The sequence below is a fragment of the Tsukamurella ocularis genome, from assembly GCF_965138335.1.
GTDB classification, from domain to species: domain Bacteria; phylum Actinomycetota; class Actinomycetes; order Mycobacteriales; family Mycobacteriaceae; genus Tsukamurella; species Tsukamurella ocularis_A.
In genome coordinates, this window is sequence record NZ_CBCSDV010000052.1 from 1 (window position 1) to 13602 (window position 13602).

Here is a 13602-nt window from a genome sequence, read left to right on the forward strand (position 1 = left end):
GCCCCCACCATCGCCCCGCCCCTGACCGACGTCGCCGGGGTCGCNGNGGTCGCGCGTGGTCATGGGAGCAGCCTAGGGGCGCCCCGGGTCCCGTCGTCCCGCACCACAAAGTTCGGTTGACCGAAAACTAGTCTTCGCATAGCCTCGCAGTGTGCTGACCGATACCGCCGCGACGACGAAGCAACCCCCGGTGCGAGCGCTCATGCTGCTCGGGCCGGCGTTCGTCGCCGCGATCGCCTACGTCGACCCGGGTAACGTCGCCGCCAACGTCACCGCGGGCGCGAAGTACGGCTACCTGCTGGTCTGGGTTCTCGTGCTGGCCAACGTCATGGCCGTGATGATCCAGTACCAGTCCGCGAAGCTCGGCGTGGTCACCGGCCGCTCGCTGCCGCAGGTCCTCGGCGAGCGGCTGCCGCGCCGCTCGCGCCTGGCCTTCTGGGGGCAGGCCGAGCTGGTGGCCGCCGCCACCGACATCGCCGAGGTCATCGGCGGCGCGCTCGCTCTGAACCTGCTGTTCGGCGTGCCCCTGGTGTGGGGCGGCCTCATCGTCGGGGTGATCTCGACGGCGCTGCTCGTGCTCGCCGACGGCCGCCGGCAGTACCGCTTCGAACTGGTCATCATCGGGATGCTCGCGATCATCGTGGTCGGCTTCCTCGCGGGCCTCGTGGTCGCGCCGCCCGACGGTGCCGCCGTCCTCGGGGGCCTCGTCCCGCGGCTGCAGGGGACCGAGACGGTGCTGCTCGCCGCGTCGATGCTCGGCGCCACCGTCATGCCGCACGCCATCTACCTGCACTCCGCGCTGGTGGTGGACCGGCACGGCGCGCCCCCGGAGACCGGGCGCGCCGAGCGTGCGCGCCGGCTGCTCAAGGTCACCCGGGTGGACGTGGTGCTCGCGCTGATCATCGCCGGCGCCGTCAACATCGCGCTGCTCGTGCTGGCGGCGAGTGCGCTGTACGGGCGCGAGGGCACCGATTCCATCGAGGGTGCGCACGCTGCGGTGCGGGACGCGCTCGGGCCGGCCGTCGCCGGGCTGTTCGCCGTCGGGCTGCTCGCGTCGGGCCTCGCCTCCACCTCGGTGGGCAGCTACGCGGGCGGCACCATCATGGCCGGGCTGCTGCGCAAGCGGATCCCCGTCGTGGTGCGCCGACTGGTCACGATGATCCCCGCGATCGGCGTGCTCGCGATCGGCGTCCCGCCCACCGAGGCGCTGGTGATCTCGCAGGTGGTGCTGAGCTTCGGCATCCCGTTCGCGCTGCTGCCGCTGCGCCGGTTCACCGCGGACCGTGCGCTGATGGGGGAGTTCGCCGACCGGGCGCCGCTGCGTTGGGCGTCCGCGGCCGCGGGCGCGTTGATCGTCGCGCTCAACGTGGCGTTGATCTACCTGACCGTCACCGGCGCCGGCTGAGGCGCGAATACTGCGACGCGGCTCACGCGCGTATTGAGATCGCAACGCCATCGTGATTCAATAAACGCAATTCACACGTCGTGAAGGCGGAGATTAGTCACGGAAACGAGTCGCGATGGGCATGCGGGCGGTGGCGGTCGTCGTCGGCGGTGCCGGCGTGGCGATCGCCGCGTGCTGGGCGATGTTCTCGCCCTCGGAGGTCGCGCAGGAGGAGGTCGAATCCGGCACCCTCGCGCAGGTGGCGGCGGCATCGTCGGACGCCCTGCACTGCGACGGCGGGCTCCGGGCCGAGGTGGGTGCGGCCCAGTCGTGCGTGCTGCACCGCGGCGGTGAGGACTTCGCGGTGCAGCTCAAGGTCACCGACGTCGTCGGCGACCGGGTGAAGTGGGACTCGGTCGTCGCCGGCGTGCCGCGCTCCGGGCCGCGCGTCGCCGTCGCCGAGCTCGAACAGCGGACCCGCGAAGTGCTCGCCCGCGCGCGCCACGTCGACGCGGTGACCTGTTCCGGAGCTCTCCCCGGCACCGTCGGCGCCCGGCAGACATGCGCCATGACCGCGAGCGGGCATCGGCACGACGTGACCGTCACCGTGACGACGGTGGACCCCACCCGCGTGCAGTGGGGCGTCACCGTCGCCGACTGATCGCCGCTGTCAGGCGCCGCCGTACGGCGCGGGGTTGATCCGGCCGGAGAAGCCGTTCCTGAAGTTCGGGCTCAGGGGGAGGGCCTCGAAGTGGAGGTGCGCGCCCTCCACGGCAGTGCCGCTCGCTCCGGAGTAGCCGATGAGCTGCCCCTTCTTCACCTGCTGGCCCGCACGCACGACGATGCGCGACAAGTGTGCGTAGCCGGTGTGGACGGACGAGTGGCGAATGATGATCGCGTTTCCACCGGCAGCGCCACTCCACGGGATGGCCCAGCCGGCCTGGGCCACGACACCGTCGTTCGCTGCGACGACCGGGGTTCCCACGCCGACCGGGAAGTCGACACCGTTGTGCCCGTTGGGGAGTCCGTACTTGGCGTATCCCGCAGGGTTGGCGCCGAATCCGTTGCGGATCGCGCCGCTCGTCGGGCGCTGCCAGCCGCTCGAGGACTGCGCAGGTACGGGCTGCGCGGCGGGCGCGCCGCCGCTGCAGGCACCGGTGACGGGGTTGTTGCTGCCGGTCTCGATGTCGATATCGGCGACGAAGACGCCGTCGGAGGTCTTGTACCAGAGGTTGTCCCAGCCGCCGTTCGGGTGCCACTTGCTCAGCGCGCCCTTGACGGACTGGCCGCGCTCGTAGCACTGGAGCGTCACCCGAGCGCCCGCCGGATACCAGCCGACCTGCTTCGAGTTGAGCGACGGTCCGGTCATCTTCTGGGTCTGGGCGACGACGCGCGCCGTGGGCGCCGCCTCGGCGACCCCGCCGGCGGTGGCGACCGCGGTGGCGACCGCGGTGGCGATCGCTGCGGTGCGTCGGACGAGTTTCATTGCAAACCTTAAGAATCGATGAGAACGGGCACGATTCAGCGTGCCCGGTGGCGCCGATTCGCACCATCCTCCGATCGGACGAATCCCTGTCGCACTCAAGCGCAGGGATCGAAGTAGTCCTCGCCCGGCGCGGAGCCGCTCCCACTTCCTCCGCGGTGATGGGTGCGGATCGCGACGCGCACACCGCGTCGACGACGTGCTGCGGTCAGCGACCGCCCAGGAACCGGTAGCGGTCCAGCCGGCGACTGATCCGGATGGGATCGGGGATGAGCGAGAGCTCCGCGAGGGCGTCGCTCACCGCGAGGCCCACGCGCCGGGAGAAGTCGGTCGGCTCGTCGGCCGCGTTCGGCCGCTCGGGGATCACCCGGTCGACGACGCCGTCGGCCAGTAGGTCGGCCGCGCGGATCCGCTGCCGCTCCGCCATCTCGGCGGCGTGGTCGGGGTCCCGGTACATCACCGCGCTCGCGCCCTCGGGCGGCAGCGGGGCGAGCCACGCGTGCTGGGCGCACAGCACCCGGTCGGCGGGCAGCATCGCGAGCGCCCCGCCGCCCGTGCCCTGGCCGAGCAGGACCGACACCGTCGGCACCGTGAGGGTGACGAGGTCGGACAGGCTGCGCGCCACCTCCCCGGCGAGCCCGCCCTCCTCGGCCTCGGGGGAGAGGGCGGCGCCCCACGTGTCGATGACGAGCACGAGGGGCAGGTTCAGTTCCGCGGCCAGCCGCATGCCGCGCCGGGCCGCGCGCAGCGCCGCCGGGCCGAGCAGCGGGATCGCGGCGCCCTCGGCGCGCGTCGTGTCCTGCCCGACGACGACGCACGGATAGCCCTGCACCCGCGCGAGCGAGAGCAGCAGGGTGTGGTCGGTCTCGCCCTCGCCCGTCCCGGAGAGCGGCAGCCGATCGGTCGCCGAATGCCGCAGGAAGGCACGCACCCCTGGCCGCCCGGCCTGCCGGCTGATCCGCACCGAGTCCCACGCGGACGTGTCGTCGTCGGTCGTATCGAGCTCCTCGCGGACGCCGAGGTGCGGGGCCAACGGGTCGGCGTCCTGCGCACCCGCGAGCACCCGCAGCGTGCGATGCGCCAGCAGCCGGACGAAGCGCAGCGGCACCACCCCGTCGATGAGGCCGCGCTCGAAGAGGTGCTCGGCCGTCTGCACCCCGTCGGGGAAGGGCTCGCCGCGCAGCGCCTCGTAGACGCGCGGGCCGAGGAAGCCGATCCGCGCGCCGGGCTCGGCGATGGTCACGTGCCCCAGCGAGCCCCAGGACGCGAAGACCCCGCCCATCGTGGGATCGCGCAGGTACACCAGGTAGGGCAGGCCCGACTGCTTGTGCAGGGTGACGGCCGCCGAGATCTTCACCATCTGCAGGAAGGCGACGGTGCCCTCCTGCATCCGGGTGCCGCCCGACGTGGGCGTCGCCAGCAGCGGCAGCCGCAGCGCCGTCGCGCGCTCGACGGCCGTGACGATCCGCTCCGCCGCGGCGACGCCGATCGAGCCGCCGAGGAAGGCGAAGTCGCACGCGATGAGCGCCACGCGCTGGCCGCGGATGCGGCCCTCGCCGGTGATCACCGCCTCGTCGTGGTGCGATCGCTCCCGCGCCCGCTCCAGCGCGGCGGCGTACTCCGCGTCGGGCGCGACGTCGGGCAGCGGGCCGTCCCAGCTGGTGAAGGTGCCGCGGTCGAGGATCGCATCGATGAGGTCCTGCGCCGTGATCGCCATACGATTCAGGTTACTGGGAACACCGAGGACCGCGGACGCGTTGTTCGGGCCATGACCGTACCGAACGTGAAGCTCAATAACGGAACCTCGATCCCCCAGCTCGGCTTCGGCGTCTGGCAGGTGCCGGACGACGGTGCCCGGGACGCCGTCGCGGAGGCGCTGCGGGTCGGCTATCGGTCGATCGACACCGCCAAGGTCTATGAGAACGAGGCCGGTACGGGGCGCGCGATCGCCGAGAGCGGCCTGTCCCGTGACGAGGTCTTCCTCACCACCAAGCTGTGGAACTCGGACCAGGGCTTCGACGAGACGCTGCGCGCCTTCGACGGCTCGCTCGAGCGGCTCGGTACCGACTACGTGGACCTCTACCTCATCCACTGGCCCGTGCCCGAGTACGACCGCTTCGTCGACACCTTCAAGGCCTTCCAGCGGATCCGCGACGAGGGGCGCGCGAAGGCCATCGGCGTCAGCAACTTCCGCGTCGAGGACCTGCGCCGCGTGATCGACGAGACCGGCGAGACCCCGGCCGTCAACCAGATCGAGCTGCATCCCGGCCTGCCGCAGGACGAGCTGCGCGCCTTCCACGCCGAGCACGGCATCGCCACCGAGGCCTGGTCGCCGCTGGGGCAGGGCGAGTCGCTCAAGGACCCCGCGATCACGGAGATCGCCGCCGCGCACGGCGTGACCCCCGCGCAGGCGATTCTGCGCTGGCACCTACAGCTCGGCAACGTCGTGATCCCCAAGTCGGTGACGCCCGCGCGCATCGCCGAGAACTTCGACGCCTTCGGCTTCGCGCTCACCGCCGACGAGGTCGCCCGCATCACTGCGATCTCCGGCGACCGCATCGGCCCGAACCCGGCGGAGTTCAACCTCCGCTGATCCCGTCGACCCCGGGCGCCGCACCGCGGCCCCGGGTTCTACGAGGCCCGCCCGCCCGGCTCGCCGCATCCGCCGTCAGAGGTCGAGGATGCGCCGGGCGAGCACGCGGAGGGCTGCCGCCGGCTCGACGATCTTGGCCGCGTTCGGCGAGCGGGCGAGGTCGTTGATCGTCATGAGGACGGCGTTCACGCCGACGCGGGCACGGGCCTCGTCGAGGCCGGGATGCACGAGCCGCAGTAGATGCACCATCTCGCCCACGAACTCCCGCTGATCCTGCTGCAGGATCTGCGCCGAGGCCTCGGGCAGGTTGCGGACCTCCGTGATCACGAGGGTCACCAGCGCGGGGTTCGCGACGGCGAAGGCGATGTAGGCGTCGCACAGCGCGGTGAGCGCGGCCCGCTCGTCGGCGGCCTCCGCGAGGGTGCGGTCCAGGGTCAGCTGGAGGTAGCCGTCGGCGCGGGTGAGCGCGCCGAGCAGCAGGTCGGTCTTGCCGGGCAGGTGGTTGTAGAGGCTGGACGCCTTGAGGCCGACGGCCGCGGCGACGTCGTCCATGGTGGTGCTGGCGTAGGTGCGGTGCGCGAACAGGTCGATGGCGGCCGCAGTGAGGCCGCCGCGCGTCGACGACCGGCGGAGGCCGGCCGCGGTGTGCGTCGGCTCCGGCGCGGGTTCCAGCGGCGTGGCCAGCGCGCGCTCGGCCAGGACGACGAGATGATCGTCGAACTCCGGCCGCGGCAGCGACGTGCGGTGGAACGAGGGGCTGAGCAGCACCGACATGCTGGCGGATGCGGCGACGGCGCTGCTCTCGCCGGGGACGCCGCCGGCGGCGGCGATGTAGGTGAGGTGGGCGGCCCGGGTCCGCGCCCGCACCCGCTCGTACTCCGCGGGGGGCAGATGCCGGGCCTCGCGCTCCCACAGCACGCCGAAGGCGCGGTGATCGAGGGAGAACGCGGCCGCCGTCGGGACGGCGGATCCGGGCGGTGCCGCCTCGACGGCGGCGGTGAACGCCTCGGCGGCCGTCTCGATGACGGCCGTGAGCATCTGCTCCTTGCCCTTGAAGTGCCGGTACAGGGCGGAGGGTCCGACCGCGACCGCCTCCGCGACGGCGCCGATCGACACGTGCTCGTAGCCGCGCTCGGCGAACAGGTCCGTCGCGGCGTCGATGATGAGGTCGCGGCGGTTGGCCGGCCGGGTGCCGCGCTCGGGCTTGCGCGTCGTACTCACCAGGCCGGCCCTCCCCGTGTCAGGCCAGTTCCAGGGAACGGCCGACGATCTCCTTCATGATCTCGCTGGTGCCCCCGTAGATCCGCGAGATGCGCGCGTCGGCGTAGGTGCGGGCGATCGGGTACTCCCGCATGTAACCGTAGCCGCCGTGCAGCTGGACGCAGCCGTCGACCACGCGCCCGAGGACCTCCGTGGCCCAGAGCTTCGCCTTGGCGGCGTCGACGGCGGACAGCCGGCCGGCATTGAGCTCGGTGATGCACCGGTCGACGAAGGCCTGTGTCACCTCGACCTCGGTGGTGAGCTCTGCCATGCGGAAGCGGGTGGCCTGCAGCGCGCCGATCGGTGCACCGAAGGCCTTCCGCTCGCGCACGTAGGCGGTGGTCCATTCGAGGGCGGCGGCGGCCTGGGCGATCGACATCGTGGCGAGCGAGACCCGCTCCTGCGGAAGGTTGCCGGTGAGCCCGAAGAAGCCCGCCCCCTCCTCTCCCAGCAGGTTCGCCGCGGGCACCCGGGCCCCGGTGAAGGAGAGCTCGGCGGTGTCCTGGGCGTGCATGCCGATCTTGTCCAGGTTGCGCCCGCGCTCGAAGCCCTCGGTCCCGGCCTCCACGACGATCAGGCTCAGCCCGCGGTGCGGATGCTCGCCGGTGCGGACGGCCACGATCACCAGGTCGGCGTTGATCCCGTTGGAGATGAAGGTCTTCGCGCCGTCGATCACGTAATGGTCGCCGTCGCGCCGGGCGCGCGTGCGGATCCCGGCCAGGTCCGAGCCGGTGCCCGGCTCGGTCATCGCGATGGCCACCACGGTCTCGCCGGCCGCGACGCCGGGCAGCCACCGGGACTTCTGCTCGTCGTTCGTCAGCTCCAGCAGGTAGGGCATGCAGACGTCCGACTGGAGCACCGGGCCCATCGCCGCGGGGAGGACGGCCGCGCGCGCGGCCTCCTCCAGGAAGACGGCGTTGAACCGGAAGTCGCGCACGCCGGTGCCGCCGTACTCCTCCGGCACCGCCGCGAACAGCCCCAGGTCACCGATGCTGCGGAACAGCTCGTGCGGCACGATCCCGTCGCGATCCCAGTCGTCGTAGTGCGGCACCACCTCGCGCGCGAGGAAGGCGCGCACGCTCGCGCGGAAGTCGTCGTGGTCGGCCTCGTAGAGGATGCGGTCCATCGCTCGCCTCACATGATGAAGCCGCCGCCGCAGACCAGGGTCTGGGCGGAGACGTAGTCGGACTCGGGGACGCAGAACAGGTACACCGATCCGGCGGCCTCCGCGGGTGTGCCCGCGCGGCCGAGCGGGATCTGGCGCTCCATCGCGGCGAGCAGGTCGGGGTTGACGCCCACCTTGAGCTCCTTGCCCTGCACGTCGATGGTGCTGGAGCCGTCGGCGGGGGCCTCCGTGAGCCGGGTCCGGATCAGGCCGAAGGCCACGGTGTTGACGGTGACGTTGTAGCGCCCCCACTCCTTGGCGAGGGCCTTCGTCAGGCCGGTGACACCCGCCTTCGCGGCGGAGTAGTTGGCCTGCCCGGCGTTGCCGCCGAGGCCGGCGATCGACGAGATGTTGACCACCTTGCGGCACGGCACGGGCTCACCCGCCTCGCGCGCCGCCTTGACCGCGCCGGCGATGACGGGCTGCGCGGCGCGCAGGATCCGGAAGGGCGCCTTGAGGTGCACGTCGAGGATCGCGTCCCACTGCTCGTCGGTCATCTTCTGCACCACCGAGTCCCAGGTGTAGCCGGCGTTGTTGACGATGATGTCGAGCCCGCCGAACTCGCTCACGGCGGTGCCCACGAAGCGGTCGGCGAAGTCCTCGTCCGTCACGCTGCCGGTGCACGCGACGGCGCGGCCGCCCGCGGCGACGATGTCGGCGACGGTCTCCTGCGCGGGTGCGTCATCGAGGTCGTTGACCACGACCGCGGCGCCGTCGGACGCGAGCTTGAGCGCGATCTCGCGGCCGATGCCGCGGCCCGAGCCGGTGACGATCGCGACCTTGTCGTCGAGTTTTCCCATGGTGTTCTTCCCTTGTCGGAGATTCGTTCGGTCAGGCCAGCGCGATCGACGCGTGACCGGTGAGGGTGACGGTGCCGTCGGCCAGCGTCACGGACAGGTCGACGTGCGCGACGCCGTCCGCGACCGCGGTGACCTCGCCGCGGCAGGTGGGCTGCCCGTGGATCGGAGTGATCGCGCCGAATCGCACACCATAGGAGCGCAATCGGCTCTGCGGCACGCGGTCGGTCACGAGGCGCCCGAGGTAGGCCATCGAGAGCATGCCGTGCACGAAGACGTCGTCGAAGCCCGCCGAGCGCGCGAAGTCGATGTCGATGTGGATCGGGTTGTGATCGCCGCTGGCACCGGCGAACAGTGCCAGCGCGGCGCGGGAGATCGGGGGCAGGGCGAGGTCGTCGAAGACGGTGCCCACCTGCAGGGCCTGCTCGGTCATGCGGTTACCTCCGGGTTGCGGACGACGATCACCGAACGCAGATCGGCGATGGGCTCGCCCGCGCGGGTCACGCTGGTGGTCTTGGTGACGAATTCCAGTGCGCCGCCGCGCTTGGCGTACACGTCGGTGATGCGCTCGTCGAGGCGCAGCTCGTCGCCCGCGTACGCGAGCGCGTGGTAGTCGAAGGACTGCTCGCCGTGCAGGACCCGGCCCAGGTCGATCTCCAGCGCGTCGAGGTAGCCGAACGGATCCGGCGACTCGAGCCCGAGACTGAACAGGAACGTGGGCGGGATGAGGACGTCCGGGTGCCCGGCCGCGCGCGCGGCCTCGGCGTCGAGGTAGACGGGGTCGGTCTCGCCGATCGTGCGGGCGAAGAACCGCAGACGTCCGCGTTCGACGGTGACGGTGAGCGACGGCAGTTCCAGGGCGGCGGCGCGGGCCGCGTCGATGGCCACGATCAGCCCACCTTCTGGTACAGGGTGACGACGCCCGCGCCGCCGAGCCCGANGTTGTGCTGCAGGGCGATCGATGCACCGTCGACCTGACGCGGGCCCGCCTCGCCGCGCAACTGCCACACCAGTTCCGCGCACTGCGCGAGGCCCGTGGCGCCCAGCGGGTGGCCCTTGGAGAGCAGGCCGCCGGAGGGGTTGGTCACCACGCGGCCGCCGTAGGTGTTCTCGCCCTCCAGGACGAACTTCTCCGCCTCGCCCTCGCCGGCCAGGCCGAGCGCCTCGTAGCTGAGAAGCTCGTTGGCGGTGAAGCAGTCGTGCAACTCGACGACGGGGATGTCGCGCGGGTCGACGCCGGCGGCCTCGTACACCTGGTTCGCGGCGGCGCGCGCCATGTCGAAGCCGACGAGCGCGCCCATCGAACCGGAGAAGCCGGCGTCGGTGTCGGTGGTCATGGCCTGCGCGACGATCGCCACGTCGGTGCGGATCCCGCGGGCCCGGGCGAACTCCTCGGAGACCACGATCGCGGCGGCCGCGCCGCAGGTGGGCGGGCAGCACTGCAGCCGGGTGAGCGGGCCGTAGATGTGCGGCGAGGCGAGCACCTCCTCCACGGTCACCTGATCTCGGAAGACCGCGTACGGGTTGTTCGCGGCGTGCTTGCGCGCCTTGACCGCGATCTGCGCGAAGGTCTCGGGGGCGGTGCCGTGCAGCTGTGCGTACTCCGCACCGGCGCCGCCGAACAGCTGGGCGGCGAACGGGGCGTCACTTGCGCCCTGCGCCGCCTCGGCGACCGACATGAAGTCGCGGAAGGGACTCGGGCGATCGGTCCACTTGTCCGCCAGGGCGCCCCGTTCCATCTGCTCGAAGCCGACGGCGAGCACGCAGTCCGCCGCGCCGGACGCCACCGCCTGGCGCGCCAACCAGAGCGCGGAGGAGCCCGTGGAGCAGTTGTTGTTGACGTTGACCACGGGGATCCCGGTGCGTCCCACGCCGTAGATCGCGTTCTGGCCGCTCGTCGAGTCGCCGTAGACGTAGCCGGCGAAGGCCTGCTGCACGTCCGTCATGGCGAGGCCGGCATCCGTCAGTGCGGCCCGGATCGCGCCCTGCGCCATCACGTCGTAGGGCTCGCTGTTCCGAGGGGTGGCGAAGGGGACCATGCCCACTCCCGCCACGGTGACTGTCCGCATAGCAATCTCCTGTCGATGAATACGATCGGATATTCACTTACCCTGGCACAAGCTCGAATCAAGTGCAATACTGACTTCAGCGTCGGCGGCAATCGGACATATTCAAATTCACATCAGGAGGCGTGCCATGTACGTGACACAGGGACTGCACAGGGCGTTGCAGCAGGGGCCGGACCGGATCCTCACCGTGTGCGGCGACCGGCGGCGGACGGTCGCGGAGTCGGCAGATCGCATCGCGCGGCTCGCCGCCGGGCTCACCGCACTCGGCGTCGCCGCGGGCGACCGGGTGGGCATCGTCTCGGTCAACAGCGACCGCTATCACGAAGCGCTGCTGGCGATCCCGTGGGCCGGCGGCGTGGTGAACCCGGTCAACATCCGGTGGAGCGCGGCGGAGATCGCGTACTCCCTCGTCGACTGCGGCACGGACGTCGTGCTCGTCGACGACACCTTCCTCGGCTTGATCCCCGCGGTCCGGGAGCAGGCGCCGAACCTGCGCACCGTCGTGTACTGCGGCGACGGTGCGGCGCCCGAGGGCACCGTCGGCTACGAGGACCTGATCGCGTCGAACGCGCCCGCGCCCGATGCGATGCGCTCGGGCGACGACCTGTACGGGGTCTTCTACACCGGCGGCACCACGGGCCACCCCAAGGGCGTCATGCTCAGCCACCACAACGTCGTGACCTCGGCGATGGGCTCCATCGCCACCACCGATCTGCTCACGCGCGGCGGCGTCCTGCTCCATGCCGCGCCGATGTTCCACCTGGCGGACATCGCGGCCTGGCTGATGGGCACGCTCGTCGGCGAAACCCATGTGATCCTGCCGGCGTTCGAGCCGACGGCGGCCGTCGCGGCGATGGTGGAACACGGGGTCACCGATTCGCTGCTGGTGCCCACCATGATCCAGATGCTCGCGGATTCGCCGGCGGCCGCGGAGGCGGATCTGAGCTCGGTGCGGCGGCTGCTCTACGGCGCCTCGCCGATCTCCGAGGCGGTGCTGGCCCGCGCCCGCACGGTGCTGCCCAACGCCCGCTTCACGCAGGCCTACGGCATGACCGAGACGGCGCCCATCGCCACCCTGCTCGATCACGCGGGGCACGACGATCCGGTGCTGATCCGCTCGTGCGGCCGCGCCGTGATGCACGCGGACGTGCGCATTCTCGACGCGGACGACGTCGAGGCGCCGCGCGGCGAGGTGGGCGAGATCTGCATCCGGGGCGACCTGGTGATGCAGGGCTACTGGAACCAGCCGGAGGTCACCGCGCAGACGGTCCGCGACGGCTGGATGCACACCGGCGACGGCGGCTACATGGACGCGAACGGCTACGTCTTCGTGGTCGATCGGATGAAGGACATGATCATCACCGGCGGCGAGAACGTGTACTCCGCGGAGGTGGAGAACGCGCTCGCCAAGCATCCGGCGGTGGGCCAGGTCGCGGTGATCGGCGTGCCCGACGAGCGGTGGGGCGAGCGAGTGCACGCCGTGATCGTCGCCGCGCCGGGCGCCAGCGCGACCGAGGAGGAGCTGCGCACGCACACCCGCGAGCTCATCGCCGGCTACAAGGTGCCGCGCACCGTCTCCTTCGTCGAGGCGCTGCCGATGTCCGGCGCAGGCAAGATCCTCAAGCGCGACCTGCGGCAGCAGCACTGGGGCGCCGGAGAGCGGCAGGTCCAGTGACGAGCACGGCGCCGCTCGCCGGGATCCGGGTTGTCGAGCTCGCAGGGATCGGGCCGGGCCCGCACGCGTGCATGCTCCTGGGCGATCTCGGCGCCGAGGTGACCCGGGTCGAGCGGCCGGTCGAGGCCGAGGTCATCCCGGGCGTCACCTCCGAATCCGATGTCCTGCTCCGCGGCCGCACCGTGGTCCGGGCGGACCTCAAGGTCCCCGCCGAGCGCGATCGGGTGCTGGACCTGATCGCCGGCGCGGACGTCCTCGTGGAGGGCTACCGGCCCGGCGCGGCGGAGCGGATGGGGCTCGGGCCGGAGGACTGCGCGGCCCGCAACCCCGGTCTCGTGTACGCCCGGATGACGGGGTGGGGCCAGAGCGGGCCGCGCGCCCACACCGCCGGGCACGACATCAACTACATCGCCCTCACCGGCGTGCTCGACAACATCGGGCCCGCCGGCGGCGACCCGATCCCGCCGCTGAACCTGGTGGGGGACTTCGGCGGAGGGTCGATGTTCCTCGTCGTCGGCGTGCTCGCCGCACTGCACGAGCGCACCCGGACCGGCCGCGGCGGGGTCGTCGACGGTGCCATCGTCGACGGGGTGGGCGCGCTCGCGCAGATGCAGTGGTCGATGCGCGGCCAGGGACGCTGGAGCACGGGGCGCGGGAACAACGTGCTCGACGGTTCCGCGCCCTTCTACCGCACGTACCGCTGCGCCGACGGCGCACACGTTGCCGTGGGGTGCATCGAGTCGAGGTTCTTCCGCACCATGCTCGACGGCCTCGGGATCGACCCCGGATCGCTGCCGCCGCAGTGGGACCGGCCCCGCTGGCCGGAGATCGCGAGCGCGCTCGAGACCGCCTTCGCGGCCGCCCCGCGGGAGCACTGGGCGGAGCTCTTCCGGGACACGGACGCCTGCGTGACTCCGGTCCTCACGTACGACGAGGCGCTGGGCGACGAGCACCTCGTCGCCCGCGGCGCGTTCGTGCGCACGCCGGTGGACGCGGCCGCCCCGGCTCCGCGGTTCGCGTAGCCGCGCCGGGCACGCGGGATCACGGCCCTGGGGCGACGGTGCCTCCGCCCACNCGACTCTCGGATTCTGTCCGAGTCGGACANNGNNGCCGCCGCNCTCGCCGCGGCGCCTCCCCCACGAGGCGCCGCCGCTCTCGCCGCGGCGCCTCGTGGGG

General features: G+C 72.0%; 13 protein-coding genes and 1 pseudogene. 5 read left to right on the plus strand and 9 right to left on the minus strand.

The window, feature by feature from the left end:
* The first annotated feature begins 151 nt into the window (after positions 1 to 151).
* Together ACNAYW_RS23900 and ACNAYW_RS23905 are read left to right on the plus strand one after the other, a co-directional pair.
* Positions 152 to 1405: an Nramp family divalent metal transporter gene (locus tag ACNAYW_RS23900; RefSeq protein WP_415852094.1), complete on the plus strand. Its 1254-nt coding sequence runs from the start codon at positions 152 to 154 to the stop codon at positions 1403 to 1405.
* Positions 1406 to 1520: 115 nt separating this feature from the next.
* On the plus strand, positions 1521 to 2045 hold the full coding sequence (locus ACNAYW_RS23905; RefSeq protein WP_415852095.1) for a DUF4333 domain-containing protein: 525 nt from the start codon (positions 1521 to 1523) through the stop codon (positions 2043 to 2045).
* Between the two features lie 9 nt (positions 2046 to 2054).
* Here ACNAYW_RS23905 and ACNAYW_RS23910 read toward each other — a convergent pair whose 3' ends face one another.
* Both ACNAYW_RS23910 and ACNAYW_RS23915 read right to left on the minus strand, forming a co-directional pair.
* The gene (locus ACNAYW_RS23910) at positions 2055 to 2870 is read right to left on the minus strand and encodes a M23 family metallopeptidase (protein ID WP_415852096.1); all 816 of its coding nucleotides are present in this window, start codon (positions 2868 to 2870) and stop codon (positions 2055 to 2057) included.
* Positions 2871 to 3075: 205 nt separating this feature from the next.
* Positions 3076 to 4584: a carboxyl transferase domain-containing protein gene (locus ACNAYW_RS23915; RefSeq protein ID WP_415852097.1), complete on the minus strand. Its 1509-nt coding sequence runs from the start codon at positions 4582 to 4584 to the stop codon at positions 3076 to 3078.
* A gap of 66 nt (positions 4585 to 4650) precedes the next feature.
* Between ACNAYW_RS23915 and ACNAYW_RS23920 the strand changes: the two genes are divergently transcribed.
* Positions 4651 to 5460 carry an aldo/keto reductase gene (locus ACNAYW_RS23920; protein ID WP_415852098.1) on the plus strand — a complete coding sequence of 270 codons (810 nt, stop codon included), beginning with the start codon at positions 4651 to 4653 and terminating at the stop codon, positions 5458 to 5460.
* A gap of 75 nt (positions 5461 to 5535) precedes the next feature.
* Here the strand turns inward: ACNAYW_RS23920 and ACNAYW_RS23925 are convergent, their stop codons facing one another.
* The 7 genes and pseudogenes from ACNAYW_RS23925 to ACNAYW_RS23955 form a co-directional block, all read right to left on the minus strand.
* Positions 5536 to 6681 carry a TetR/AcrR family transcriptional regulator gene (locus ACNAYW_RS23925; protein ID WP_415852099.1) on the minus strand — a complete coding sequence of 382 codons (1146 nt, stop codon included), beginning with the start codon at positions 6679 to 6681 and terminating at the stop codon, positions 5536 to 5538.
* 19 nt (positions 6682 to 6700) lie between these two features.
* A complete protein-coding gene (locus ACNAYW_RS23930; protein ID WP_415852100.1) occupies positions 6701 to 7846 on the minus strand; it encodes an acyl-CoA dehydrogenase family protein in 1146 nt (381 codons plus the stop codon).
* A gap of 8 nt (positions 7847 to 7854) precedes the next feature.
* On the minus strand, positions 7855 to 8685 hold the full coding sequence (locus ACNAYW_RS23935; protein ID WP_415852101.1) for an SDR family NAD(P)-dependent oxidoreductase: 831 nt from the start codon (positions 8683 to 8685) through the stop codon (positions 7855 to 7857).
* Positions 8686 to 8716: 31 nt separating this feature from the next.
* Positions 8717 to 9115, minus strand: a complete 399-nt coding sequence (locus tag ACNAYW_RS23940) for a MaoC/PaaZ C-terminal domain-containing protein (RefSeq protein WP_415852102.1) — start codon at positions 9113 to 9115, stop codon at positions 8717 to 8719.
* Positions 9112 to 9570: a MaoC family dehydratase N-terminal domain-containing protein gene (locus tag ACNAYW_RS23945; RefSeq protein ID WP_415852103.1), complete on the minus strand. Its 459-nt coding sequence runs from the start codon at positions 9568 to 9570 to the stop codon at positions 9112 to 9114. The genes ACNAYW_RS23940 and ACNAYW_RS23945 overlap by 4 nt, the downstream gene beginning before the upstream one ends.
* A 2-nt stretch (positions 9571 to 9572) precedes the next feature.
* Positions 9573 to 9622: hypothetical protein (locus tag ACNAYW_RS23950; RefSeq protein WP_415852106.1), on the minus strand; the 50-nt coding region annotated here is incomplete at its 5' end.
* A gap of 1 nt (position 9623) precedes the next feature.
* Positions 9624 to 10751: pseudogene (locus ACNAYW_RS23955) on the minus strand (lipid-transfer protein); the annotation flags it as partial.
* Positions 10752 to 10878: 127 nt separating this feature from the next.
* Here ACNAYW_RS23955 and ACNAYW_RS23960 point away from each other — a divergent pair.
* Both ACNAYW_RS23960 and ACNAYW_RS23965 read left to right on the plus strand, forming a co-directional pair.
* On the plus strand, positions 10879 to 12426 hold the full coding sequence (locus ACNAYW_RS23960) for a long-chain-fatty-acid--CoA ligase (protein ID WP_415852104.1): 1548 nt from the start codon (positions 10879 to 10881) through the stop codon (positions 12424 to 12426).
* Complete coding sequence (locus ACNAYW_RS23965; RefSeq protein ID WP_415852105.1) at positions 12423 to 13448, plus strand: CaiB/BaiF CoA transferase family protein; 1026 nt, start codon at positions 12423 to 12425, stop codon at positions 13446 to 13448. Before ACNAYW_RS23960 ends, ACNAYW_RS23965 begins: the two co-directional genes overlap by 4 nt.
* The last annotated feature ends 154 nt before the right edge of the window (positions 13449 to 13602 follow it).